This is a genomic window from Halovenus marina (genome assembly GCF_051414115.1).
Lineage (GTDB): Archaea > Halobacteriota > Halobacteria > Halobacteriales > Haloarculaceae > Halovenus > Halovenus marina.
The window spans coordinates 2,224,983-2,249,432 of sequence record NZ_JBLKNZ010000001.1 but is presented as its reverse complement, the minus strand read 5'-3'; the positions used below and the strand labels follow the sequence as shown (position 1 = coordinate 2,249,432).

The window sequence follows — 24,450 nt, the reverse complement described above, 5'->3', positions numbered from 1 at the left end:
TTTCCCCGTACGCTGACCCCCGACTGTACCCGTTCTGCCGTTGGCTGTAACCGTCTCACTACGTTTTCACCGGGATACCTTTTCACCCCACGTATCCGTCGAGGATCGTCTCGCCAGTGTTCAATCCCGCTCGGAGCGCCGCGTAGAGACGCCCCTCACCGGCGATCCAGTCGCCGGTGAAGTACAGTCCGTGTTCGGCGGCCGACCCGATAGGTTCGGGATCGACCGCAGATTTGGGAAGCGCGTACCGCCAGCCCTGGTGATCACTCCATGCGGGATCAGGGAGGCGCTCGTCACCGAGTATCTCGGCGGCCATCGCCGCGAGTCGCGTGACGTTCGTCGCCGGGTTGCGGTCGTAGTGTTCCTGCGACCAGTCGTGATTGGCCTGAACGATCAGCACAGATTCCCCGTCGGGGACGTGTCCCGGCTTGCACTCCTCGCGGGAAATCCAGCCGACCTCGTGGTCTTTCTCGGGGTTGACGAGCGCGTAGTACGGCACGTCGAGTTCGAACTCGTAGCCAAGCACCGCCGTCCAGACGGTCCGATACTCGACGGTCCCGATTGCGCTGGCGAGGGACTTCCGGAGTGGGTCTGTCCACTCTGCGTCTGCGAGCAGTTGGGCGGTCTGGGGCGCTGGCGGATTGCACACCAGGATATCGAACGGTCCCCACTCTGTCCCCGTGTCGTCGGTCACCAGCCAGCGGTCGTCGACGCTCGCTATCCGCTCGGCGCGCGTTCGGCGGTGGACGGTCGCGTCGGTGTGTCCGAACAGGCGCTTTGCGATCTGTGTGAGACCACTCCGGTAGGTTAGCTTGCGTCCGTCGCTCGCTCGCCCTTTCGAGACGGTTCCGTCGGCGTCGAACACCCAGACTGGTTCGTCGATGTCGACTAACCCGTCGCTGTCGAGGCGTTCGGTCAGCAACTCCGTGACTCGTTCGTCGTCGTCGGTGATGTAGTTCGCCCCGTAGTCGTAGGTGATGTCGTCGCGGCGGCGGGTGGCAGCACGGCCACAGACGCCGCCGGACTTTTCGAGAACGGTCACCTCCGCTTCCGGGAACCGCGAATCGAGGACGTACGCTGTGGCCGCCGCCGCCGACCCAGCGCCGATGAGACCGATCTCCATACGAGAGGATGAGAACTGAATCCGGAAACCGCCTCCGGTTTTCGACGGGGGGATCGCTTCCGGTATCCACGTGCTTATAATCGGTGACGCCGCCAGAGTAACCGTGGAGCTTTCGCGCATCTTCGAGGAGTTTCCTGCCCCCGAGTACCGCGGCCAGCAGGAGCAAGCCCTCGCTGATATCCGCGACGCGTTCGAGTCCGGCAACGACGTCGTGCTTGCCCGCGCGCCGACAGGAAGCGGGAAATCGCTCCTCGCGCGGGCGGTGGCTGGCTGTGGGGCGACGCCTGGCGAGGCCGCGGCGGAGGAACCGATCGGTGCGTACTACACCACGCCGCAGGTGTCACAACTCGACGACGTTTCCGCTGACCCGCTGCTCGAAGACCTGAGCATCATCCGGGGGAAGAACAACTACAGCTGTATTCTGCCCGGAGAGACCGACACGCCCGTGAACCAGGCCCCCTGCGTGCGCGAACGCGAGTTCGACTGTCAGGTCAAACACCGCTGTCCGTACTTCTCGGACCGTGCCATCGCGGCCAACCGTTCGATTGCGGCGATGACGCTCGCGTATTTCATGCAGACCGCTGGCTCTGACGTGTTCGGGATGCGCGATGTCGTCGTCATCGACGAGGCGCACGGCCTCGGCGAGTGGGCGGAGATGTACGCAACCATCGATCTGGGTCCCGACACCGTCCCCGTCTGGAACGACGTTAAGCCCCCGGACCTGGACGACCTCGAAGATGCCGCCGAGTACGCCGACTATCTCCAGACCATCTGCACGCGGGGGCTGGAGACGCTCCGAAAACAGGAGGAACTCACCCCGGAGGAAGTCGCAAAGCGCGACCGGTACACGGAGTTGCGCTCGGATCTCGCGTGGTTCACCGAGGAGTACCGCGACCCCGAGAGTCCGACGACGTGGGTGCTTGACCAGCCAGACGGTGACGGGACGCGCGTGACGATCAAGCCGATGAACCCGGAGCGCTATCTCAAACACACCGTCTGGGACCGCGGCCGGACGTTTCTGCTCCTGTCGGCGACGATTCTCAACCGGGACGCCTTCTGTGCGAACGTCGGGCTGAATCCCTCTGACGTCGCCCTGGTCGACGTTCCCCACACGTTTCCGGTCGAACACCGCCCGCTGTACGACGTCACGCACGGAAAGATGACCTACGAACACCGCGACGAGACGCTCCCCGATATCGCCCGAACGCTCGTTCGTCTCATGGCATATCACCCCGACGAGAAGGGGCTCGTTCACTGTCACTCCTACGCGATTCAGGAGCAACTCGCGGAACTGCTCTCCGAGTTCGGCGTCGACGCCCGGATCCGCGCACACGATCGCGACGACCGTGACGGCCAACTCGAAGCGTGGCAGCGAGCGGACGACCCGGAGGTGTTTCTCTCCGTCAAGATGGAGGAAGCCCTCGACCTCGATGGGGACCTGTGTCGCTGGCAACTTCTCTGTAAGGCCCCCTATCCCAACACTCGAGACTCGCGGGTCGAGCGTCGACTCGCCGACGGGCAGTGGGGCTGGTACTACCGGACGGCGCTGCGAACGGTCATTCAGGCCTGCGGTCGCGTCGTTCGCTCGCCCGATGACCACGGCGCGACCTACCTCGGCGACACCTCGTTGCTCGACCTGTTCGAGCGAGCGCGGACGGACATGCCCGACTGGTTTCGCGAGCAGGTCGACCGGATGGAACGGCCGACCCTCCCCGAGTTCGACCCGGCGCGTGCGACCGCTGGGATGGGCACGACGACGTTCGGGCGCGACCGGAGTCAGCGCAGTTCGACGCAGGACCGGGACCATCCGCTCTCGGATGTCTGGGGTGACGGATAGTAGTGACCCCGCTTCGATAGCAGACGCTCCCGCTTCAGGGCACGCAGAAATATCGAACTACCGGCGTAGCGCAGTGTCGGCGAGTTACAGAAGGCCGGTCTTCTGGAGTTTCATCAGGTCCTCGGTGTCGAGCGTCTCGCCTTCCTTGAACTTCTGATAGATCTCCTCGGCTTCTTCGCGAGCGGCTTCCTGCTTTTCTTCGCGCTCTTCTTTCTCGGCTTCCTCTTCTTTCTTGTCGAGTTCGCGCAGGCGCTTCTGGACGCGGACGAAGTCCTCGTGGTGCCGGTCGGCGGCTTCCTGGGCTTGCACGAACTTCTCGTGCATCTCGTCGGCTTCGTCACGGATGTCGTCGGCCTCGCGGTAGGCCTCGATCATCTGGTTGTGATGTTTCTGGGCTTCGTCTGCGAGTTCCGTGACCTTCTGATGGTGTTCGGAGGCTTCGGCGCGGATCTCCTCGGCTTCCTCCTCGATTTCGTCGACCTGCTCGTTCTGGCCGAGCTTTTCCTGTTTCTCCTGGAGCTTCTCGCGTTTCTCCTCGATTTTCTCGATGAGTTCGCGCTCTTCCTCCGTGCCGAGCACTTCGGTCTGCTGTTTGAATTCCAGATCCTCGATTTCCTCTTCGAGTTCGCTGATGTCCGGCCCCTCGTCGAGTTTGAGGTCGTCTTTGATCTCCTCGACTTCCTCGAAGAGTTCGTTTGCCTCGGCGTTGAGTTCGTTTCGCTTCTCCTTGTGCTCCTGGACCTGCTCGTTGAGTTCGTCGCGTTTCTCGCGGTGTTCCTGCGCTTCGTCCACCTTCTCGCGAGTCTTCGCGTTGAGTTCGTCGCGCTTCGATGCGCGGTCGGACGCCATCTGGTTGAGTTCGTTGCGCCGGTCGCGCAACTGGCCCGCGAGCTTGATGAGCTGTCCTTTTGATTTCGTTTCCAGGTCCTCTTCTGTCAGTTCAATGTTCTTTGACTCGTCTATCGAATCTACCATGGTTGTACCTCGATGCCATAACCGCCGCGGCGAACGACAGCAGTACCCCTCACGGTTAGCTGACGCCGATAACAAGTGTTCCCTGTCATGTTGGGCGTAGCGCGATACTGCCTGAACGCCGCAAGCGTTCTGGTAATCTTACATTCCTCGGCAGCAAGGTTAAAGATTCCGGTCAACGAAGCCTGTGGCGGCGGTTACCACACACCACGCAACGAATTGCTAGAGGTCGTTCACGACAGACTGGCCGCATATCACCGTCCAGTCAGGACCGGTCGTAGACGTTCTCGATGGTCTCTGATCCGACCGAGACGGTGAGTCGGATCTGATCTGTATCGACCGAGACGGGATCGGTCTCCCACTGACTGTTCGGACTGATCGTGAACTCCTCCTCGCCCGTCCGCTCGCCAGCCTCCCAGGACAGCGTCGCCGACACCTCCTGTGGCAGGTCGTTGACGACGACGACCGCCGACTCGCTCGCGTCGGGGTCTGCGAGAAACGCCTGTACCGGGGCGAAGGCGCGTTCGAGGGTCGCCTGCGCTTCTTTCGCTCTTCCGTCGACGCCGTAGACGCCCATCCCGGCGCTGTCGGTGTCTCGGAGCGCGTAGGCTATCGCACCGACATCGCGCTGTCTGAGTCGCTCGGTCACGGTCTGAAGAGTGCCGGCCTGATAGGCCTGTGACTCGTCGACGGCACCGCCGACGTGTCGGTCGTGCTTGGCGGCGTCGAAGCCAGCGGCGTCCGCTACCTCCGTCTCGGCGAGTGCGCCAGCCCCGTACTCGGCAAGCACCGCCACGGGATACCGGTCGAGTAGGCCGTCGATCCCCGCCGCGTCGCCGTAGTCCCATCCGGGGTAGTAGCTTCCGGCGTCGCCGTCGACTCCCGGCCCGCCGACGACCGGAAAGACCGGACGGTCGGGCAGCGCCTCGGCCACTGCACGCGCTGGCTCGGGGTCGTAACTGCTTCGCCACGCCCGGTAGCGAACGCGCAGGCGGTCGAGAACGCCACTTCCGAGGCCGTCCTCGAAGGCCGCAACCGGGTCGTCGTGAACGCCAAAGGCCGCGAGGCTGGGATGGTGTTCGTACGTCTTGCCGAGCCGCTCCGCTAGGTCGATCCCTCGCCCTCTGTCGAACGCTCCCGGCCCGGTCAGGGGCATGTCCTGCCAGACGAGCAACCCCTGTTCGTCACACCGCTCGTAGACCGACTGTGGGAGGACGTGCGCGTGGGCGCGAACAAGATTCGCGTTCAGGTCCAGCGCCCGTTCGATGTCCGCGCCGTCGTCGGTCAGCAGATTGACGCCCCGAATCGAGAGCGGTGTCCCGTTGACGTGCAACTGGTCGTCCTCGAAAGCGGTTTCACAGATACCGGTCGTGACTGTTCGTTCCTGTCCGGCTAGCTTGGCACGGAGCGTGTACCGATTTTGCTCGCCCAGTTCGCGGGGCCACCACAGCGCAGGGTCCCGGATCTCGATGGTGTGCTCGACTGTCGTCACGCCCGGCCCGTCGGCCTCGACGTGGGCGCGCTCCATCATGCCGCGGGTCTTCGATTCTCCCTCGGGCCGGAGCGAGTAGGTGATCCGCTCGTCGAGCGGTCCCGCCGTCAGCACCGACGTTCGGACGTGCAGTCGCGCGCCCTCCTCGGTTATCTCTGGACGAACGTCGATGCGGTCGAGCGCTGGAAGCGAGTGGGCTTCGAGCGACACGTCCCACCAGATACCCGGGACAGCGTCTTCTTCCGGGACCGCCTCGGTGGCGTGGAGGCCGCCGAACCGGTCCTCTGGCGCTCGGCAGGTCACCACTACTCTGTCGTCGCCGGTCGGCTCGAAGGGGATTCGGAGCGGTTCGAAGTACGCGTCGTGGTCGACCGCACCCTCGCCGTCGATCCGATCGCCGCTCACCTCGACGGTGGCGTGGGCGTACAGCCCCCGAAAATCGAGCACAGCGATATCGTCGTCGCCGTCGCACGGGTCCGGAATCTCTGCCGTGTATTTCACCGCATCCGCCCCCGCAAACGCCGACGGGCGACCGGGAACCGACACCTGTTGGGCGTCGGTTACCCCCTCCTCGACTGCCTGTGCCTGCCACTCGTCGAACATACTCGGATGGGCGTTCGCCGCGGTGATATCCTTTTCCCTGCGGAGTCGGTCACTTTCACTTTCACTCCGCCCATGGCTCGGCTTAAGGTACCTGTCGGCCGAACTCCCGAGTATGCTCGAAGAACTCGCCGCCACGTGTGAGGGCTGTGACCGACAGCTTCGGGACGACGACTGCATGCTCGCCTACCACACCGAGGCGGGACAGCGCCGCGCCTACGAGTGTGACTGCGGCGCGGTGACGATCACCGTTCACCGGTGACGTGCTGCCGTGTCGATCACCGAATCGGCACTCGTTTATCCCCGCGCCCGGTAGCGTTTGGCATGGAAAGCGCGTGGGTCAGTCTGTTCTCGGGCGGTAAGGACTCCTCGTGGGCATTGTATCGCGCACTCGAGGAGGGGCTTCCGGTCGAGCGACTCGTGACGGTCCACCCCGAAGGGGATTCGTACATGTATCACGTCCCGGAGACGGAACTGACCTCGCTGGCCGCCGAGAGTATCGGGATCGAACTGCACGACGTTCGTCCCGAGGGGTTCGACGCTGAGCGGGCAACCGACGCAGGTGCACAGGGCGATGCCGAACTCGACGTGCTCGAATCGTCGCTCGAATCGCTCGCAGACGACCTCTCCGGTGGACTCGCTGGCGTGACTGCTGGTGCGGTCGAAAGCGAGTTTCAGACCTCCCGGATCGAGGCGATGTGCGAACGTCTCGGAGTCGACCTGTTCGCGCCACTCTGGCAGCGCGACCCGAAGGCACTCGCCGAGTCGATGCTCGGCGCGGGATTCGAGATTCAGATCATTCGCGTCGCCGCCGCGGGATTGGACGAATCCTGGCTCGGCCGACAACTCGACGAGGCGGCGCTGTCGGACCTGGAGCGACTCAACGAGGAGTACGGCGTCCACATCCTCGGCGAGGGCGGCGAGTTCGAGACGCTCGTCACCGACGGCCCACACATGGCCCAGCGGATCGAACTCGACTACGAGACGGAGTTCGACGGGACGCGCGGCCGCATCCACGTGACAGACGCGTCGCTCGTCGAGACGTGAGAAGCGCCTGCGAGCGACCCCAACAGTAGTCAGACCAGACTATCGATGCGGTCGACCGGCGTGACCGAGTAATCCAGCGAGAGAGTGTCCTTCGTGGCGCGAATCTTCCCGACGAACGTCGAGATGTCTTCGAGTTCGCCTTCGAGGATGAACAGCTCCATACAGTAGTGGTCGCCGACGTGGTTGTGTACGTGTGAGGTGACCAGTTCCTCGTAGTCGTGGCGCAGGTGCATCATCTTCTGTTCGACGTCGGTCGACTGGAAGTCGAAGAGGACGGTTACGACGCCCATGAGGTCCCGCTCTTCGAGCTGTTTGTCGTCGAACTCGCTCAACAGATTCCGTGACGCTTCGCGGACGACTTCGCTTCGTCCGGTGTAGCCGTGCTCCTCGGCGAAGGCGTCGAGCCGTTCGAGCAGTTCGTCCGGCATCGAGACACTGACGACTGTCATCTAGTAACTCAACGGGGGGAGTGTAGTAGAATGTTATTATCCTACGCACAGAACTTACGAGTGATCTCTCGGTTGGTCGACCCTCCTGCACCTGGTACTGTTGTCCTTCGTTGTGCCCTTGCTGGGTCTTCGCACGCTGTGGGCGCTCGCGTATCCGGTGCTGTGAAATACCGTGCGGGTGAACGGAGGGTATGACACTGTTCGGGACAGCAGGCATCCGCGGGCCGGTCAGCGACGTGACGCCCGAACTCGCGCTTTCGGTCGGCCGGGCGGTCGGTCGCGAGGCCGACGAAGTCGTCGTCGGGTTCGACGGCCGCGAGACGAGCGAGACACTCGCCGATGCAGTTGCGGCCGGACTCACAAGCGGCGGTGCCGACGTCGTCCGGGGCGGACAACTCCCCACGTCGGCGCTTGCTTACACCAGTCGGGGACGCCACGGGACCATGGTGACGGCGAGTCACAACCCGCCAGCGGACAACGGGCTGAAACTGTTCGCTGACGGCTCTGAGTACGGTGGCGGGGCAGAAGGACGGATCGAATCTCGGGTCGCTGACGACGCTGGCCCGGTCGAGTGGAACCGCTGGGGCGAGAGCGAACGCGAATCCCCGCTCACAGCCTATCGCGCTGCCGTTGCGTCGTTCGCCCGCGACCACGGTACCGATCCGACTGCCGTGACTGTCGCTGTCGATTGCGGCAACGGGATGGGCAGTCTGGTGACGCCGCAGGTGCTCCGCGAACTCGGTGCTGACGTTCGTGCGCTCAACGCGAACATCGACGGTCACTTTCCTGGCAGGGGGAGCAAGCCTACGCCGGAGACGCTCACCGACCTTCGGGCCTTCGTCGCGCAGCGAGAGATCATCGGCATCGGCCACGACGGCGACGCCGACCGTATCGTCGTCGTCGACAACGATGGCGAAATCGTCCACGAGGACACCGTTCTCACCATCCTCGCCGAACACTACGTCGAGCGAAGCGACGCGGCCGACCCGGTGGTCGTGACGACGCCAAACGCCTCGGGGCGGATCGACGAACGCGTCCGCGCCGTCGGTGGGCGCGTCGAGCGAACTGGATTGGGGACGCTCCACGAGGAACTCGCTCGGATCCGCGAGGACGACTCGGACGCGACTGTCGTCTTTGCGGCCGAGCCCTGGAAACACCTCCATCCGGAGTTCGGGGGATGGATCGACGCGATCGTCTCCGCCGCGATATTCGTCCGCCTCGTCGCCGCTGACGGACTCGACAGGCTCCGAGCGCCGGTGACCGAGCGACCCTATCGGAAGGTGAGTATCACCTGTCCCGACGAGCAAAAGACTGCAGTCATGGCCCGACTCGAAGACGAGTTGCCCGACGCGTTCCCCGAGGCAACCGTCGACACCGCACACGGGGTCCGACTCGACATCCCCGACGACGGCTGGACGCTCGTCAGGCCGAGCGGCACTGAGCCGTACATTCGACTCTACGCCGAAAGCGACGACGTGGATAGCCTCGTCGACATCGTCAGCGAACGTATCGAGGCTGCCGTCGAAGAACAGTAGCCGCTATTTCACATGTCTGACCATGCGGCCGCGGCATCGCCAAGGTTTGTGACGGTGGCGATCCAGCGGGCCGCGATGGCCTTCTTGAGCGTTCGCGCGGGGAAGCCGCCGAAGGTGTCGACGAAGGGGAGCATGGCTACGTCGTGGGCAACGGCGTCCTCGCCGACGGAGATGACAGTCCCTTTGTCCTTGAACGTCCACTTTTTGAGTGGCTGTCCGCGGATTGCGCGGGCGAGGTTCTCCCCTGCGACTTCGGCGGCCTGCCAGGCGGCCTGTGCGGTCGGCGGCGCGGGTTCCTCGCCTGGCTGGTCGATGAGTGCGGCGTCGCCGATTGCGAATACGCGCTCGTCTTCGGTCTGGAAGGTCTGTCCGGTCTTCAGGCGGAAGTTGCGCTCGTCCTTGTCGACGTTCATGTTCCGAACTGGATTCCGTCCGGAGATTCCCCCGGCCCAGACCAGCACGTCGTAGTCCATCTGGCCGTCGTCGCCGATGTACACTGTCTCGGTGTCGACTTCGCTGATGAACTCCCCGGTTCGGATCTGCACGTCGCGCTTTTCGAGTCGCTTCCGGAGCGCGTTCTGCACGCTCGGGTCGTTCCCGGGGAAGATTTCGTCGAGCCCCTCGACCAGATAGATATCGAGTGAAGCGTCGTGTTCGTCGCGATACCGGGCGGCCTCGCCCGCAATCTGGATACCAGTCAGCCCCGCACCGCCGATGATGACCTGCCCCGGATCCTCGGGGGTCGCTTCCCGCGCTGTCTCCGCGATGTCCTCGTGGATCGCGAGCGCGTCATCGAGGCTTTTCAGGGTGCGTGCGTGCTCTTCGAGCCCGTCGATACCGAAAAACGCCGTCTGTGAACCGATTCCGACGAGCAGGTAGTCGTACTCGACGGTCGAATCGTCTGCGAGATGGACCGTCCGGTCGTCGGTTGATACCGACTCGACGGACGCCTCGATGAACTCGGTCCGCGGTGACTTGATCTCCTCGACCGGGATGGTGATCTTCTCTTGGACTGTGGGGTCGCTGATACAGCGGTGTGACTCGTGCAAGACCAGGTGGTAGTCCTGGTCCGAAATCCACGTGATCTCTGCGCCTCCGTCGAGTTCGTCTTCGAGGCTTCGAATCGAGCCTGCTCCCGCATAGCCCGACCCGAGAACGACAACCTGCGCTGGCATACGCGCCCCTCAGGGGTGGTTCGATACAAACCCTTCGCAATCACAACGAGTGAGACAGTCGTTACCATACCACAGCGCGAGCGCCACAGCCGCCATGTGCTGTCAGACCGAGTATACAAAATACGACATCTCACTCCACGTTCATAGACAGACGCCGAGACGGCTACCGATTCAGTGTTCCGGCTCTTCGGCCGGGGCGCGCATGTCGTCGATGACGAGCACGAGCGCGTTGCTAGTGTCGTCCTTTCCCTCGACTGTACCGATGATCTGCAGCTTCGAGAGCGGCGTCGGGCCGACGGTCACGCTATCGTTCTCGTGGAAGTCAGCGATCGACCCCCGGAGTTTGATCTTGGCGCGACACTCCTCGGGGTGGTGGACGCTCGTCAGGTCGATCTGTTCGACGTTTGCGCTCTCGACGAGTTCGCCCTTGTGATAGAGCGGGACGTCCGCGGCCTGGTCCATCTCCTGAATCTGGAGCGTGTCGTATGCAAGCGCCGTCGGCTTGTACCCACCCTTCGGTCCCGGGACGCCCTCGACCAGTTGTAGCGCCTTCAGACTCTGCATCTGGTTGCGTATCGTCCCCGGATTTCTGTCCACCTTCTCCGCGATCGTCTCCCCCTTGACCGCCTCTTCGCTATCCTGATAGAGGTTGACAAGTTCCTGCAGGATCGTCTTCTGACTCGGTGTCAGTTCGATTGATGACATGTGTTGACATTCGGTAGTTGCTACCTTAAACCCGGCGGTGGGGGAACCCCACGATCCATGCTATCCTTTTTCTCACTCCCCCGCGAACGTATCGCATGGACAGACCCGTACACGTCATCGGTGTGCCGATGGATCTCGGCGCAGACAGGCGCGGCGTCGACATGGGGCCGTCGGCGATACGGTACGGCGGTCTCGCCGACCGGATCGAAGCCGCTGGGATCACCTGTCGAGATGGCGGAAACGTCCGAGTCCCGCGTCCGGAACAGCAGACAGCGGACTTGGGGGAGACGGTCGACGGCGGGCGGGCGAAATTCTTGCCGGAGACGAAACTCGTCTCCGAGCGACTCGCCGACCGGGTCGCGTCGGCACGGCGGAAACACGCGCTTCCGCTCGTGCTCGGCGGCGACCACTCTATCGCTATCGGAACGGTGGGGGGACTCGACGCTGACTCGCTCGGCGTGCTCTGGTTCGACGCGCACGGCGATTGCAACACACCGGCGACGACGCCGAGCGGAAACGTTCACGGGATGGGACTCGCAGCGCTGCTCGGCGAAGGTTCCTTTGCGGATCTGCCGTGGGCACGCGCGCCAGCGGTCTCCGCCGAGAACGTCGCCGTCGTCGGCCTGCGTGATCTTGACCCTGGTGAGCGTGACTTTCTCGCCGACAGCGACGTGAGCGTCTATACGATGAGCGATATCGACACCCGCGGCGTCACGAGCGTCGTCAGCGAGGCGCTCTCGGTCGTCACTGATGGCGTCGACGGCTTGCACGTCAGCCTCGATCTAGACTGGCTGGACCCCGACGAAGCGCCGGGCGTGGGCACGCCCGTCCGGGGTGGCGTCACCTACCGCGAGGCACACGCGGCGATGGAACTCGTCCACGAGCAGAGTCAGGAACTGTCTGCGCTGGAACTCGTCGAGGTAAATCCGATCCTCGACGAGCACAACCGCACTGCAGAGTTGGCCTGCGAACTCGCCGCGAGCGCGCTCGGCGACCGAATCCTGTGACCGCTACGCGACTAGTGGATCCCGTGACCACCTACGCGACCAGTTCGTAGCCTGCCTCGCTGATCGCGCCAGCGAGTTGGTCGTCCGAGACTGTCCCGTCGAGTTCGACGGTGACGGCGTTCGCTTCGTGGTCTGCCCGTGCACTCGTGACACCGTCGATACCCTCGATTGCCGCGACGACAGCACTCTCACAGCCACCGCAGGACATCCCCTCGACGCTGAGTATTCGTTCGGTCATAGGCGGCAGTTGGTCCGCAGCGAAAAGACGATTACGGGAGCAAATTCACTCTCTGAGAGCGAGGCTACTCTGCAGAACTATCGTACATTCCCTTGAACTCCTGCTCACCTTGGATCAACTCGTCGACGCCTTCGGTGATCGTTACCCGTCCAAACACCGTCGCACGATAGTACGTGTACAGCCCATCCTGTCCTCGCTCCGTGCGCTGTCGTTTCTCGACGAGACCGACATCGACCAGTCTGTTCAGGTGGTAGTGGAGCGTGCTGTCGTCGATCTCCATCACGCTTACCAGTTCTGTCGGACTCATCTTGCCCCCATGGACGAGACGATAGAGAATTTCGTATCGGGTTCGCTGTCCGACAGCAGCGTGCATATCGAGATACTCGTCGAGACTGAGAACGCTGTCCTCCGGCAGAAGATCCTCCGGATCGGCTGGCATCTCCCCGCTGCCTCTGTGCGTTCGGTCTATCGACATCTCGACTGAACCTATGTGAGATACGCACTTAGCACTTTTCAAGCCAACATCCACCAAAAACGCATGTTTTTATAAATATCCGCGAGAACAGAGCACATGGCGGAGATCACACGCAAATTGATTACGGATCGGCTGGGGGGTGTGCAGTACGATCGATTTTTGTTCTATCTCATGGGGCCGTACAAATCGTTCAATCTCAATTACGTCCTCGATGAGCATCAGCTGGCGGGTATCGATACCGCGGATCTTCCTGGGCCCATACGTCAGCTCTTCCAGAACAGAGAAAGCATCGACGACGCACAGGCGCTCTTGCGGCGGGTTCAGGGGAAACTCCGGTTGAATCCCGGCGTGAATGCGTTTCTGGCACTCGATGTCGACGTGGATACTGACGAAGTGGACGCAGTCACCCAGAGCATCGAGTACACGCGGTGCAGTAATGCGACTGCATTCGTTCTTCCCTTTCTCGGGCACAACTTCGGAGTTGGTGAGGAGGCAGGGAGCATTCTCGAAACACTCGCAGAGACCCACAGCGAGCGGTTACTGTTCGTCCACGAGACCGCTGTTACGAGTGCCATGATCCAGTCGGCAAACGCGCGGTGGGACTTACGGATCGAGACCTACGAGACAAAGCCAGAACTCGTCGAGAAGCTTCGACGATTCATCGGCGAAGTCATGCACTGTGAGCGTCTGGGAGAACTCAGTCGTCTGGAGTGACCGCCGGAACGACCGTCACGCTCGCGACTCTATCGTCCTCGGTCACGTCCATCACGATGACGCCTTTCGTATTTCGGCCGACCGTCGATATCTCCCCGACTGGACAGCGCATGATCTGCCCATTCTCGCTCATCACGACGATGTCGTCTGTCTCGGTGACGGCCTTTGCAGTCGCGACGGGACCGTTTCGCTCGTCGGTCTTGATGTCGACAAGCCCCATCCCGTACCGGGACTGTCGACGGTACTCCGAGAGCGGCGTGCGCTTGCCGAATCCGTTGCGCGTAACCGTCAACAGCGACCGCTCGTCGGCGTCGTCGGTGGCCACCATCGCCGCCGCGTGGTCGCCCTCCCGCAGGTCGACGCCGCGGACGCCGCGGGCGGTGCGGCCCATCTCCCGAACCTCTGTCTCGTCGAATCGGATGGTCATCCCCTGCTCGGTGGCGATGACGAGGTCACCAGTGCCGTCGGTCACCTCGACGTCGACGAGTTCGTCGCCCTCGTTGAGACTGGCTGCGATGATCCCCGTCGAGAGGACGTTCGCGAACTCCGTCGTGCAGGTGCGCTTGACGTAGCCCTGCCGGGTGACCAGCGTGATGCACTCGTCTTCCTCGAACTCGTCGGTGTTGACGACCGCCGTGATCTCCTCGCCGTCGTCCAGATCGATGAGGTTGACGGCTGACTTGCCGCGGGCGGTGCGACCCATCTCCGGAATCTCGTATGTCTTCAACTGGTAGACCTGTCCGTGGGTGGTGAAACAGAGCAGGTAGTCGTGGCTGTTCGCGCGGAACACCTTCGAGACCCGGTCGCCTTCTTTCGGGTCCGAGCCGATGATCCCCTTTCCGGCCCGTCCCTGCGGGTCGAAGTTCGAGACCGGCATGCGCTTGATGTAGTCCTGTTCGGTGATGACGACCAGACAGTCCTCCTCGGGGATCAGGTCCTCGTGGGTGACCTGGCCGTCTGCTTCGAGGATCGATGTGCGCCGGTCGTCGTCGTACTCGGCTTTGAGTTCCTGGAGTTCCTCCTTGATGACGCTCAGGAGCTTCTCCTCGCTTGCCAGCACGGATTCGAGGTAGTCGATGCGCTCCTGAACCTCCTCGTACTCGTCTTCGATCTCACCGGCTTCCATCGACGTGAGCGAACCGAGTTGCATCCGGAGGATGTGTTCGGCCTGCTCCTCGGAGAAATCGAACGACGACTGCACGTCTGGGTACTCGAAGGTCGCCCCCTCGACGGTATCGAGATCAAGATCGCCTTCCAGAGCCTGCTGGGCCTGTTCGCGGTCCGCGGATTCGGTGATCAGGTTGACGATTTCCTCGGCGTAATCGACGGCTTCGAGTCTCCCCTCCAGAATATGTGCCCGGTCTCGCGCCTCTTCGAGGTCGTGTTCGGAGCGCCGACGGACGACCTCCTTTCGGTGTTTGACGTACTCTTCGAGCGTTTCCTTCAGCGTGAGCACGCGGGGCTGACCGTCGACCAAGGCGAGATTGATGACGCCGAAGGTCGATTCGAGGTGGCTTTCGAGGAGTTTGTTCTCGACGACGTCGACGTTCGCAGACCGCTTGAGGTCGATGACGATCCGGACGCCGTCTCGGTCTGACTCGTCGCGCAGGTCGGAGACCCCCTCGATGACGCCCTCGTTTACGTCCTCGGCGATTCGCTCGACCATCCGCGCCTTGTTCTCCTGATAGGGGATTTCGGTGATGACGATGCGATCACGGCCCGACTCGTTGCGCTCGATGTCGTACTCCGCGCGCATCCGAACGCGGCCCCGCCCAGTCGCGTACGCCGAGTAGATGGCGTCCTTGCCGACGATGTTCGCACCGGTCGGGAAGTCCGGTCCCTTGATGTGGGTCATCAGGTCGTCGACGCCGCAGTCGGGGTTGTCGATGAGATGCACCGTCGCGTCGACCACCTCGCCGAGGTTGTGCGGCGGGACGTTCGTGCTCATCCCGACCGCAATCCCGGAGGAGCCGTTCAACAGCAGGTTCGGAACCTTCGCGGGCAACACCTCCGGTTCGCTCAACCGGTCGTCGTAGTTCGACTGGAAGTCGACGGTGTCCTTTTCGATGTCTTCCAGCAGTTCCTCGGCGATCGGTGCCATCCGGGCCTCGGTGTAGCGCATAGCCGCTGCCGGGTCGCCGTCCATCGACCCGAAGTTGCCCTGCCCGTCGACGAGCGGATAGCGAAGCGAGAAGTCCTGTGCCATCCGCACGAGCGTGTCGTAGATTGCCGAGTCGCCGTGCGGGTGGTAATCACCCATCGTCTCGCCGACGATGGAGGATGACTTCCGGTGGGCAGAGCCAGCCGTCACGCCCAGTTCCGACATCGCATAGAGGATGCGCCGATGAACCGGCTTGAGACCGTCACGCACGTCGGGCAACGCCCGTCCGGCGATGACGCTCATCGCGTAGTCGATGTAACTCTGCTCCATCTCGTCTTCGATGCGAACGTGCTCGACGTTCGCTGCCGGTGCCTCCGTGTCGTCGGGGTTGTCTGGTAGATCCGAACTCATGTTAGATGTCGATCCATTCGGCCTCGGGGGCGTGTTCCTTGATGAACTCCTTTCGCGGTTCGACGGCGTCGCCCATCAGCACCGAGAACATCTTGTCCGCCGCTGCGGCGTCCTCGACGGTGATGCGCTTGAGATACCGCGTCTCGGGATTCATCGTCGTCTCCCAGAGCTGGTCGGGATTCATCTCACCTAGTCCCTTGAACCGCTGTACTTGCGTCGGGTTGCCGTCACACTTCTCTGCGACGATTCGGTCACGCTCCTCCTCTGTCATCGCATCGTAGGTTTCCCCGCGATACCGGATCCGGTACAGTGGCGGTTGCGTCGCGTAGACGTGTCCGTGCTCTAAGAGCGGCTTCATGTGCCGGTAGAAGAAGGTCAACAGCAGCGTCCGGATGTGTGCGCCGTCGACATCGGCGTCGACCATGAGGTAGATGTTGTTGTAGCGCAACTCGGTGATGTCGAACTCGTCACCGATGCCTGTTCCGAGTGCGGTGATGAGATTTCGGATCTCGCTGTTTTCCAGAATCCGGTCGAGGCGGTGCTTCTCGACGTTCAGAATCTTCCCCTTGATCGGCAGAATTGCCTGAAATTCGGGGTTGCGCCCCTGCTTTGCGCTGCCGCCAGCGCTGTCGCCCTCGACGACGAACAGTTCCGCCTCGTCGGGGTCGCGGGTCTGACAGTCGGCGAGTTTCCCGGGCAGCGCGGTGGAGTCGAGCGCGCTCTTGCGGCGGGTCAACTCCTCGGCCTTCTTCGCGGCCTTGCGCGCCTTCGCGGCCTCGACGGCCTTCGAGACGATCGTTTCGGCGGTGTCTGGGTTCTCCTCGAAGTAGGTTCCGAGGTGTTCGTGGACCGCCGACTCGACGATGCCTCGGACTTCGCTGTTGCCAAGTTTCGTCTTCGTCTGTCCCTCGAACTGCGGATCCGGGTGTTTCACCGAGAGCACGGCCGTCAACCCCTCGCGGATGTCCTCGCCCTTGAGGGTGTCGTCCAGATCCTTGAGCAGGCCCTCCTGCTGTGCGTAGTCGTTGACGATGCGCGTGAGCGCGGTCTTGAACCCGGTCATGTGGGTGCCGCCCTCGCGCGTGTTGATGTTGTTCGCGAAGGCGTGCAGCGACCCCTGGAGTTCGTCGGTCGCCTGCATCGCAACCTCGACCTGAACGACTCCCTCCCCGCCCTCCTCGTGGGCGACGACGGATTCGCTCGCATCGAAGTAGATGACGTCGTCGTGGAGTCTCGTCTTGGTCTCGTTGAGGAACTCGACGAACTCCTTGATTCCGCCCTCGTACTCGAACCGTTCGCTGGTACCGTCGCGCTCGTCGGTGAGGGTGATCTCGACGCCGGAGTTGAGAAATGCCAGTTCGCGCAGGCGAGATTCGAGCGTCGAGAAGGTAAAGTCGTCCGTCTCGAAGATATCGTCGTCGGGCCAAAAACGGATGGTGGTTCCCGTTCCCTCGTCGGGCCGCATATCACGGACGCGTTCGAGTTCGTACTCGGGTTCGCCGTGGTCGAAGCGCTGTTTCCAGACGGCCCCGTCGCGTTTCACCTCGACTTCGAGCCACTTCGAGAGGGCGTTCACGACGGAGACGCCGACGCCGTGGAGTCCACCGGAGACCTGGTAGGACTTGTTGTCGAACTTCCCGCCCGCGTGCAGCACGGTCATGATGACCTCGACGGCCGGTTTGTCGTGTTCCTCGTGGGTGTCGACCGGAATGCCCCGGCCGTCGTCTGTCACCGATACTGACCCATCCTCGTGAATCGTCACGCCGATGCTGTCACAGTGACCGGCGAGGGCTTCGTCGATGGCGTTGTCCACAACCTCGTAGACGAGGTGATGGAGCCCGCGAGTGTCGGTCGACCCGATGTACATCGCAGGCCGCTTGCGAACCGCCTGAAGCCCCTCCAGTACCTGTATCTGCCCAGCACCGTACTCACTCTCGTCAGACATAGAATCGTACTGTAGCGTAGTACCCCCCGTGGGATAAAGGTCACGCACGCGCTCGCGCGCCTGTACCGCTGGATATCGCCCGACTGCACGGAGAGCACTTTCACCCCGGTAGCAAACAAGATTTAAACGCGGCCCCGGTAGGTATCTTCACAGGATGACATCGTACCAGTCGAGTCTCGGCGAGGACGGGATAGCCGAGGAGCTGGCCGAAAGCCAGCGGTCTATCTCTATCGCCGAATTCTTCGAGAAGAACAAGCATATGCTCGGGTTCGACTCTGGGGCCCGGGGGCTCGTCACCGCCGTCAAGGAGGGCGTCGACAACAGCCTCGACGCCTGCGAGGAAGCTGGAATTCTCCCTGACATCTACGTCGAGATTCAGGAGGAACGTGACTACTACCGGCTCATCATCGAGGACAACGGTCCCGGGATCACCAGAGAACAGATCCCGAAGATTTTCGGAAAGCTGCTCTATGGGAGTCGGTTTCACAAGCGTGAGCAAAATCGCGGACAGCAGGGTATTGGAATCTCTGCAGCAGTGCTGTACTCGCAACTCACCTCCGGAAAACCCGCAAAGATTACCTCGCGAACACAGGGTTCAGAGACTGCCCAGTACTTCGAACTCATCGTCGACACAGACACCAACGAACCCGAAATCAGCGTCGCGGAGACGACGAGTTGGGACCGGCCACACGGAACCCGGATCGAACTCGAACTCGAAGCGAACATGCGCGCTCGCCAGCAACTTCACGACTACGTCAAGCACACGGCCGTGGTCAACCCCCACGCTCGACTGGAGTTGCGCGAACCCAGCGATCACTTCAAATTCGAGCGTGCGACCGACCAACTCCCCGCCGAAACAGAGGAGATACGGCCCCATCCACACGGCGTCGAACTCGGGACGCTGATCAAGATGGCCGAAGCGACCGATTCGTACTCTGTCTCCGGATTCTTGCAGGGTGAGTTCACCCGCGTCGGCCAGAAGACGGCAGATTCGGTGATCGACGGCTTCCGTGACAGGCACTTCGGCCGGGAGATGACGTGGCGACCGCCTGCCTCCCACGAAGACGACATCCAATCGGCACTCGTCGAGGCGGTCGTCAACAAAGGCCAGGACGCCACCGACGAGTTCGCGACACGTGTCAGCGACCAACTGCGAGAGCGCGACCGGATCGCTCACCACCACGTGGTCGAGGCCGTCGACGAGGTGGCGGATTCAGTCCAGACCGAGTACGGAACGACGTTCGGGTCGACGGTGCGGGAAAACGCCGTCGCGGCCGCGTGGGACGTGATCACTGCCTCGCGGGAGTCAGATCTGTACGTGCTCGTCGACGATGCGACGACCGACCGCAAGGACGACGCCGTGGTGCAGGCGCTGGCGGAACGCCTCGCCGCGAAGTTCGAGCAGGGCGAGCGCCACCGGGTCACCAGAAACGATCTGCTGGATTTCGTCGAGCGGTCGGCGGAGATGACCGAAGAGCACGACGGCGCGACGATTGGCGACACCGCACGCGAGAAGATCATCGACGCGCTCTGGAACGCGGCCGCCCGCGTGCCCGACGACCCGCCGAAGATTTCCGATGTAGCCGGGGACCGCGACACGGCCTCGGAACTGCTCGACGCGATGCGGGAGGCCGACATCATCTCGCCGCCGACGGACTGTCTCGCGCCCATCACGGACGAACTCGTCGAGGCAGGCCTCCGGAAGGAGTACGACGCCGAGTTCTACGCAGCATCCACGCGGGATGCCTCCGTCCACGGCGGCGACCCCTTCATCGTCGAGGCGGGCATCGCCTACGGCGGCGACATCGAGGAGAGCGCGGCCGAGGTGCTCCGGTTCGCCAACCGCGTTCCGCTCGTCTACCAACGGGGAGCGTGTGCGACCACAGACGTGATCAAGTCGATCAACTGGCGTAACTACGGCCTCGACCAGCCCGGTGGCAGCGGCATCCCGAACGGCCCCGTCGTGATCATGGTCCACGTCGCCTCGACGAACGTGCCATTCACGAGTGAGTCCAAGGACGCAGTGGCCAACGTCCCCGAAATCGAACACGAGATCGAACTCGCACTGCGGGAGGCGGCCCGCGAACTCAAAAGTCACCTCAACAAGCGCCGCTCGATGCAACAGCGCCGCGAGAAACAGAACAAACTCGGGACCATCTTGCCCGCGATGGCCGAAAAACTCTCGACAGTGACCGGACGAGAGCCGCTGAATATCGACACCACGATGGCCAGCATCATGAACAACGTGCTGGTCGAGCGCGAACGCGAGAACGGCACCGTCAGCCTCGTCGTCGAGAATAACACCGACGTGAACGCGGATCTGGAACTGACCGAAATCGTCTCCGCAGAGCCCGAACTCGACGGCAGCGGCACCGTCGTCGAGATGGACGGTGAGTGGTTCATCAAGTGGGCGCCAACCGTCGGGAGCGACGAGACGGAGACGCTCGAATACCGACTCGACCAGTCCGCTGATTGTTCTGTTTCTGTCGAAGGAATCGACGACGAGAAGCTCACAGTCGACACAGAATCATGAGTACAGACGACACAGACGCACGCGAGCAACTGCTCGATCTCGCCGCTCAGTTCTACGACCAGTTCGAGGCAGGCGGCGTGCCGAGCATGGAGGTACCGACCCGAACGAAAAGCAACATCGAGTACGACGAGGACAAGAACGTCTGGGTCTACGGCGACCGCACTTCGACGCGAAGCGCAAAGTCCGTTCGAGGTGCTCAGAAGCTACTGAAGGCAGTCTACGCCATCGAGTTTCTCTCCCGGCAACTGGAGGAAGACCGCTCCTCGACCCTGCGTGAACTGTACTACCTCTCGGAGTCGTGGGACCTCGACGAGGCGCAGTTTTCGAGCCAGGACGAGTCGAACCAACTCATCGAGGACCTGGAGATCGTCTCCGGGGCGACCCGCGAGGACTTCCACATGCGCCCCGAGGAGTCGGGTGCGACCATCATGGGGCCGCTCGAACTGCGCGAGCAGACCCGCCGCGGCGAGCGGGAGATTCACTGTCAGAAGGACGTCGGTGAGGGTGGCTATCAGATCCCGAACAACCCGGACACCATCGAGTTTCTCGACAACGACGCTGACTTCGCACTCTGTGTCGAGACCGGTGGTATGCGCGACCGACTCGTCGAGAACGGTTTCGACGACGATTACAACGCGATCATCGTCCATCTGAAAGGCCAGCCTGCGCGTGCGACCCGTCGGATCACCAAGCGACTGCACGACGAACTCGACTTGCCCGTCGTGGTGTTCACTGACGGCGACCCGTGGAGTTACCGGATCTACGGATCCGTCGCGTATGGCTCGATCAAGAGCGCACACCTCTCCGAGTATCTCGCGACGCCGGAGGCGGACTTCGTCGGCATTCGCCCGCAGGACATCGTCGAGTACGACCTGCCGACCGACCCGCTGTCCGATTCCGATATCAACGCGCTCGAATCCGAACTCGAAGACCCACGCTACCAGACGGAGTTCTGGAAAGAGCAGATCGAACTCCAACTGGACATCGAGAAGAAGTCCGAACAGCAGTCACTCGCCTCACGGGGTCTGGATTTCGTCACCGACACCTACCTGCCCGAACGACTGACCGAGATGGGCGTGCTGTAGCCGTTCGTCGACACGCTCCGCTCATACTTCGGCTGTACAATCTCGAACATAATTCGCTACCCCGGGGTAGCGAATAGTTGTCCGTACGTACAGCCGACAGTATCACTCGTCGAGCGCCACTGGAATCGAACGCTCGGAAACATCCGTGGCAAACGCCGTCGAATCCGTTTCGAGCGCGTCGAAGGTGTTGTAGTGAATCGGAACCACAAGATCCGGGTTCATGTTCGCTGCGAGAAGCGCCGCTTCCCGCCGGTCCATGGTGAACGCGCCGCCGATGGGTGGGAGAAACACGTCGACGTCGAGTTCCTCGTGGCCTTCGAGCGCGTCGCTGTCGCCTGGCCAGAACACCCGATAGCCTGCCACGGACAGCAGGAAGCCGACCCCTCGCCCCTCGGGGTGGAATGGGGTGCCGTCGATGCGGGTGTGCGGTCCGTCGGGTTCGTTGTAGGCTGGCACCGTCCAGAACGGCACGTCCGCGACGACCCCTTCGGCTTCCTGCTCGACGCGGCGCACTGTCTGTGGGAGTTCCGAGAGTCGTGGCAGGTCCCGCGAACTGTTTCGGACGTTGATGCCGTCGGCAGCGACGACGGTCGTCTTCGGCCCCGAAACGCGGTCGATCCCGTCCGGGTCGTAGTGATGAACGTGACTGAGGAACACGGCGTCTGCATCTTCTGGTCTGCGGTCGCCGGCCGCCGGATGGTGGTCGGCGGCCGTCTCGCTGTCGGCCGCCCACTCGCCGGTTAGCACGCCGTACCGGCCCGGGTCGAGATAGACGGTCTGCTCGGGTGTCCCGAGCCGAACGGTCGCGTAGCCGTACCAGTCGATGGTCAGGTCCCCGTGAGTGACTGTCATCGTGCAGTCCATCGGGTTGCCGTCTCAAAAGTCTCACGTCGGTTCTGACGACGTTGTCTCGGACGCCCTCGTCGATGCTGGCGGATGAAAGACGTTTTGCGCGCGCCAGCCGAATGGCGGGTATGAGTCTCGATGACCTCTCGGCGGCAATCGGCGAGCAGTACAGCGACCTGGGCGAGGAGCTGACCGTCAGCCTCGACCGGGAGACGCGAAACGAACTGGCGATGCTGTCTGTCGCGATGGAACCGGACGACCCCGACGAACTGGTTCGGCGCGCGGTCCACATGCTCTTTCAGACGCAGGTCGACACGGGCAAACTCGACTTTCATCTCCGCAGTGGCTACGACGTGACCTACGACGAGTATCTGTCGGGGATGACCTTCGACGAGATGACTGGCGGGCAGTTCCCCCAGCAACAGCAAAACGACGACCGGCGCTACCAGTTCTGACTGAACCCAACTCCGTCGGCTATTGGGAGTTTCGGGAGTCTCCGCCCGGGATGTTGCGGCCCATCTGGTTGGTCTCTGGCGGATCCGGCCGTTCCTGATTCATCCGAATCTGGTCGAACAGCCACGTCAGCACGCCACCTGCGATTGGCGCGACCATGAGCATGAACACCCCCAGTGCGACTGCTGGCTCCATGTTATCTCACCCCATCTGGATCTACGAACGTGACAGGAAAAAGGTGACTGAATCGTCTTTCGGCGGGGTCATACTGCTGGCTATACCATTTTGAACGAATTCGCCATCCCGGTGTACAAACGGACAGCCAGCAGTATCAGGCGACGTCCTGTATCGCTTCGACGAGCAGGTCTGTCCCCAGACGGATCTCTCGCTCGGTCACGTCGAGCGGTGGGAGAATCCGGAGCGTCTTCGTCCCACACCCGATCACGAGCAACCCTCGGGCGAACGCGGCCGCCTGCACGTCGTCGCGACGCTGTGTCTCGTCCAGTTCCACGCCGAGCATGAGTCCCAGTCCGCGAACGTCGACGACGCCGGGCGTGTCGGCCGCTTCGAACAGTTCGCGGAACTGTCTCCCCCGCTCGGTCGCGTTGTCGAGCAGGTCGTGCTCTTCGATTGCATCGAGCGTGAGTGCTCCCTGCGCGGCGCTGAGGATGTCGCCCGCACCCCACGTCGAGGAGAGTCGCTTTCGCTTGGCCGGAAACACTTCTTTGCGAGAGATAGTTGCGCCGACGCGAAGCGCCTTCGCGCTCGCGATCACGTCGGGTTCGATTGCGGAGTGGTCGCTGGCCCACCACTCGCCCGTGCGGCCCACGCCGCTTTGCACTTCGTCGACGACGACGGGGATGTCGAACTCTTCCGCGACTGCTGCGATTTCGTCCGTGAACGCGTCGCTCGGGATTCGATAGCCACCCTCGCCCTGAACAGGTTCGACGACGAACGCGGCGACTTCCTCGGGGTTGACGAACCCAGTATCGCGGACCATCTGTCGAAGTGCCGACCCGTCCTCGCGGAAGAAGCCACAGTCACAGGTCTCCGACGAACACGTCCGGTCGGCACAGAAGGGGACGTCGTGGACGCTCGCAATTTCGGGAAATCGGCGGCGATAGACCTCCTTCGAGCGATTCAGCGAGAGCGTGCCGAGCGTCCGGCCGTGAAAGGCTCCCTGACAGGTGATCGTGTACTTGCCAGCGGTGTAGTCGAAGGCGATTTTGAGCGCGTTCTCGACGGCCTCGGCGCCGGTGTTCGAGAGAAAGACCGTGTCCATCCCGTAGCCGGTCACGTCTGTCAACCGATCCATGAGGTCGGCCGGGCCGGGAACCCCCCGGTCCGAGAGCTCCTCGGCGGGCAGATAGAAATCCTGCCCGGCGATTTTGAGTGGGTCGACGAGCTCGAACTCCTCGAGTCTCTCCAGTATCTTCGGGTTGTTGTATCCGAGCGGCATCGACCCGACGTGTCCGGCAAAGTCCAGCAGCACGTTCCCGTCGACGTCCGTACAGAACGGGCCAATCGCCGGTTCGGAGTGGTCCCACACGAACTCGCAGATGTACGTGCTCGGTGCGGCGTGTTCGTGGTGGTAGGACACGAGTTCTCGGGCCCGCTCCCCGGGCAGGTCGTCCACCTGCGGTTCGACGCTATCGCGGTCCATAGGGCTAGTCGGGGTGCCGTCCACTAAACCCTTGACTGCGAAGT

The 24,450-nt window shown here is 62.6% G+C and carries 22 protein-coding genes; 9 read left to right on the top strand and 13 right to left on the bottom strand.

The genetic code is table 11. The features are described from left to right. Positions 1-82 precede the first annotated feature (82 nt). On the bottom strand, positions 83-1,123 hold the full coding sequence (locus tag ACMGFL_RS11505) for an NAD(P)/FAD-dependent oxidoreductase (RefSeq protein ID WP_436935679.1): 1,041 nt from the start codon (positions 1,121-1,123) through the stop codon (positions 83-85). Between the two features lie 103 nt (positions 1,124-1,226). Here ACMGFL_RS11505 and ACMGFL_RS11500 point away from each other — a divergent pair, with 103 nt between their 5' ends. Beyond that, entirely contained in the window at positions 1,227-2,960 is a 1,734-nt protein-coding gene (locus ACMGFL_RS11500; RefSeq protein WP_436935678.1) for a helicase C-terminal domain-containing protein, read from the top strand. A gap of 84 nt (positions 2,961-3,044) precedes the next feature. On the opposite strand, the gene ACMGFL_RS11495 is transcribed toward ACMGFL_RS11500, so the two are convergent. After that, a complete protein-coding gene (locus ACMGFL_RS11495; RefSeq protein WP_436935677.1) occupies positions 3,045-3,935 on the bottom strand; it encodes a coiled-coil protein in 891 nt (296 codons plus the stop codon). Positions 3,936-4,197: 262 nt separating this feature from the next. Then, on the bottom strand, positions 4,198-6,027 hold the full coding sequence (locus tag ACMGFL_RS11490; protein ID WP_436935676.1) for a glycoside hydrolase family 2 protein: 1,830 nt from the start codon (positions 6,025-6,027) through the stop codon (positions 4,198-4,200). A gap of 112 nt (positions 6,028-6,139) precedes the next feature. Between ACMGFL_RS11490 and ACMGFL_RS11485 the strand changes: the two genes are divergently transcribed. Next, entirely contained in the window at positions 6,140-6,286 is a 147-nt protein-coding gene (locus ACMGFL_RS11485) for a hypothetical protein (RefSeq protein ID WP_436935675.1), read from the top strand. A 62-nt stretch (positions 6,287-6,348) separates the two neighbouring features. Beyond that, positions 6,349-7,071 carry a diphthine--ammonia ligase gene (locus tag ACMGFL_RS11480; protein ID WP_436935674.1) on the top strand — a complete coding sequence of 241 codons (723 nt, stop codon included), beginning with the start codon at positions 6,349-6,351 and terminating at the stop codon, positions 7,069-7,071. A 29-nt stretch (positions 7,072-7,100) separates the two neighbouring features. Here ACMGFL_RS11480 and ACMGFL_RS11475 read toward each other — a convergent pair whose 3' ends face one another. Beyond that, the gene (locus tag ACMGFL_RS11475; protein ID WP_436935673.1) at positions 7,101-7,520 is read right to left on the bottom strand and encodes a CopG family ribbon-helix-helix protein; all 420 of its coding nucleotides are present in this window, start codon (positions 7,518-7,520) and stop codon (positions 7,101-7,103) included. Between the two features lie 191 nt (positions 7,521-7,711). On the opposite strand from ACMGFL_RS11475, the gene ACMGFL_RS11470 reads away from it, so the two are divergent. Then, positions 7,712-9,055 carry a phosphohexomutase domain-containing protein gene (locus tag ACMGFL_RS11470; protein WP_436935672.1) on the top strand — a complete coding sequence of 448 codons (1,344 nt, stop codon included), beginning with the start codon at positions 7,712-7,714 and terminating at the stop codon, positions 9,053-9,055. Between the two features lie 8 nt (positions 9,056-9,063). Here ACMGFL_RS11470 and ACMGFL_RS11465 read toward each other — a convergent pair whose 3' ends face one another. Both ACMGFL_RS11465 and ACMGFL_RS11460 read right to left on the bottom strand, forming a co-directional pair. Next, positions 9,064-10,230, bottom strand: coding sequence for an NAD(P)/FAD-dependent oxidoreductase (locus ACMGFL_RS11465; protein WP_436935671.1), 1,167 nt, complete (start codon positions 10,228-10,230; stop codon positions 9,064-9,066). 171 nt (positions 10,231-10,401) lie between these two features. After that, a complete protein-coding gene (locus tag ACMGFL_RS11460; protein ID WP_436935670.1) occupies positions 10,402-10,935 on the bottom strand; it encodes an HTH domain-containing protein in 534 nt (177 codons plus the stop codon). A 95-nt stretch (positions 10,936-11,030) separates the two neighbouring features. On the opposite strand from ACMGFL_RS11460, the gene rocF reads away from it, so the two are divergent. Then, positions 11,031-11,942: an arginase gene (gene rocF / locus ACMGFL_RS11455; RefSeq protein ID WP_436935669.1), complete on the top strand. Its 912-nt coding sequence runs from the start codon at positions 11,031-11,033 to the stop codon at positions 11,940-11,942. Between the two features lie 31 nt (positions 11,943-11,973). Here rocF and ACMGFL_RS11450 read toward each other — a convergent pair whose 3' ends face one another. Together ACMGFL_RS11450 and ACMGFL_RS11445 are read right to left on the bottom strand one after the other, a co-directional pair. Beyond that, complete coding sequence (locus ACMGFL_RS11450; protein WP_436935668.1) at positions 11,974-12,180, bottom strand: heavy-metal-associated domain-containing protein; 207 nt, start codon at positions 12,178-12,180, stop codon at positions 11,974-11,976. A 64-nt stretch (positions 12,181-12,244) separates the two neighbouring features. Next, positions 12,245-12,655, bottom strand: a complete 411-nt coding sequence (locus ACMGFL_RS11445; RefSeq protein WP_436935667.1) for a winged helix-turn-helix domain-containing protein — start codon at positions 12,653-12,655, stop codon at positions 12,245-12,247. A 96-nt stretch (positions 12,656-12,751) separates the two neighbouring features. On the opposite strand from ACMGFL_RS11445, the gene ACMGFL_RS11440 reads away from it, so the two are divergent. Beyond that, complete coding sequence (locus ACMGFL_RS11440; protein ID WP_436935666.1) at positions 12,752-13,369, top strand: DUF7509 family protein; 618 nt, start codon at positions 12,752-12,754, stop codon at positions 13,367-13,369. Here the strand turns inward: ACMGFL_RS11440 and gyrA are convergent. Continuing rightward, on the bottom strand, positions 13,353-15,881 hold the full coding sequence (gyrA, locus tag ACMGFL_RS11435; RefSeq protein ID WP_436935665.1) for a DNA gyrase subunit A: 2,529 nt from the start codon (positions 15,879-15,881) through the stop codon (positions 13,353-13,355). The genes ACMGFL_RS11440 and gyrA overlap by 17 nt on opposite strands. A gap of 1 nt (position 15,882) precedes the next feature. After that, positions 15,883-17,826: a DNA topoisomerase (ATP-hydrolyzing) subunit B gene (gyrB, locus tag ACMGFL_RS11430; RefSeq protein WP_436935664.1), complete on the bottom strand. Its 1,944-nt coding sequence runs from the start codon at positions 17,824-17,826 to the stop codon at positions 15,883-15,885. A gap of 154 nt (positions 17,827-17,980) precedes the next feature. Between gyrB and ACMGFL_RS11425 the strand changes: the two genes are divergently transcribed. Next, positions 17,981-20,359 carry a DNA topoisomerase VI subunit B gene (locus ACMGFL_RS11425; protein ID WP_436935663.1) on the top strand — a complete coding sequence of 793 codons (2,379 nt, stop codon included), beginning with the start codon at positions 17,981-17,983 and terminating at the stop codon, positions 20,357-20,359. Beyond that, entirely contained in the window at positions 20,356-21,444 is a 1,089-nt protein-coding gene (locus tag ACMGFL_RS11420; protein WP_436935662.1) for a DNA topoisomerase IV subunit A, read from the top strand. The genes ACMGFL_RS11425 and ACMGFL_RS11420 overlap by 4 nt, the downstream gene beginning before the upstream one ends. Before the next feature lie 102 nt (positions 21,445-21,546). Here ACMGFL_RS11420 and ACMGFL_RS11415 read toward each other — a convergent pair whose 3' ends face one another. Further along, the gene (locus ACMGFL_RS11415) at positions 21,547-22,296 is read right to left on the bottom strand and encodes an MBL fold metallo-hydrolase (protein ID WP_436935661.1); all 750 of its coding nucleotides are present in this window, start codon (positions 22,294-22,296) and stop codon (positions 21,547-21,549) included. 122 nt (positions 22,297-22,418) lie between these two features. Here ACMGFL_RS11415 and ACMGFL_RS11410 point away from each other — a divergent pair, with 122 nt between their 5' ends. Next, positions 22,419-22,745: a ribbon-helix-helix protein gene (locus tag ACMGFL_RS11410; protein WP_436935660.1), complete on the top strand. Its 327-nt coding sequence runs from the start codon at positions 22,419-22,421 to the stop codon at positions 22,743-22,745. A 19-nt stretch (positions 22,746-22,764) separates the two neighbouring features. On the opposite strand, the gene ACMGFL_RS11405 is transcribed toward ACMGFL_RS11410, so the two are convergent. After that, on the bottom strand, positions 22,765-22,938 hold the full coding sequence (locus ACMGFL_RS11405) for a hypothetical protein (protein ID WP_436935659.1): 174 nt from the start codon (positions 22,936-22,938) through the stop codon (positions 22,765-22,767). 136 nt (positions 22,939-23,074) lie between these two features. Continuing rightward, a complete protein-coding gene (locus tag ACMGFL_RS11400) occupies positions 23,075-24,406 on the bottom strand; it encodes a class-III pyridoxal-phosphate-dependent aminotransferase (protein WP_436935658.1) in 1,332 nt (443 codons plus the stop codon). Positions 24,407-24,450: the final 44 nt, after the last annotated feature.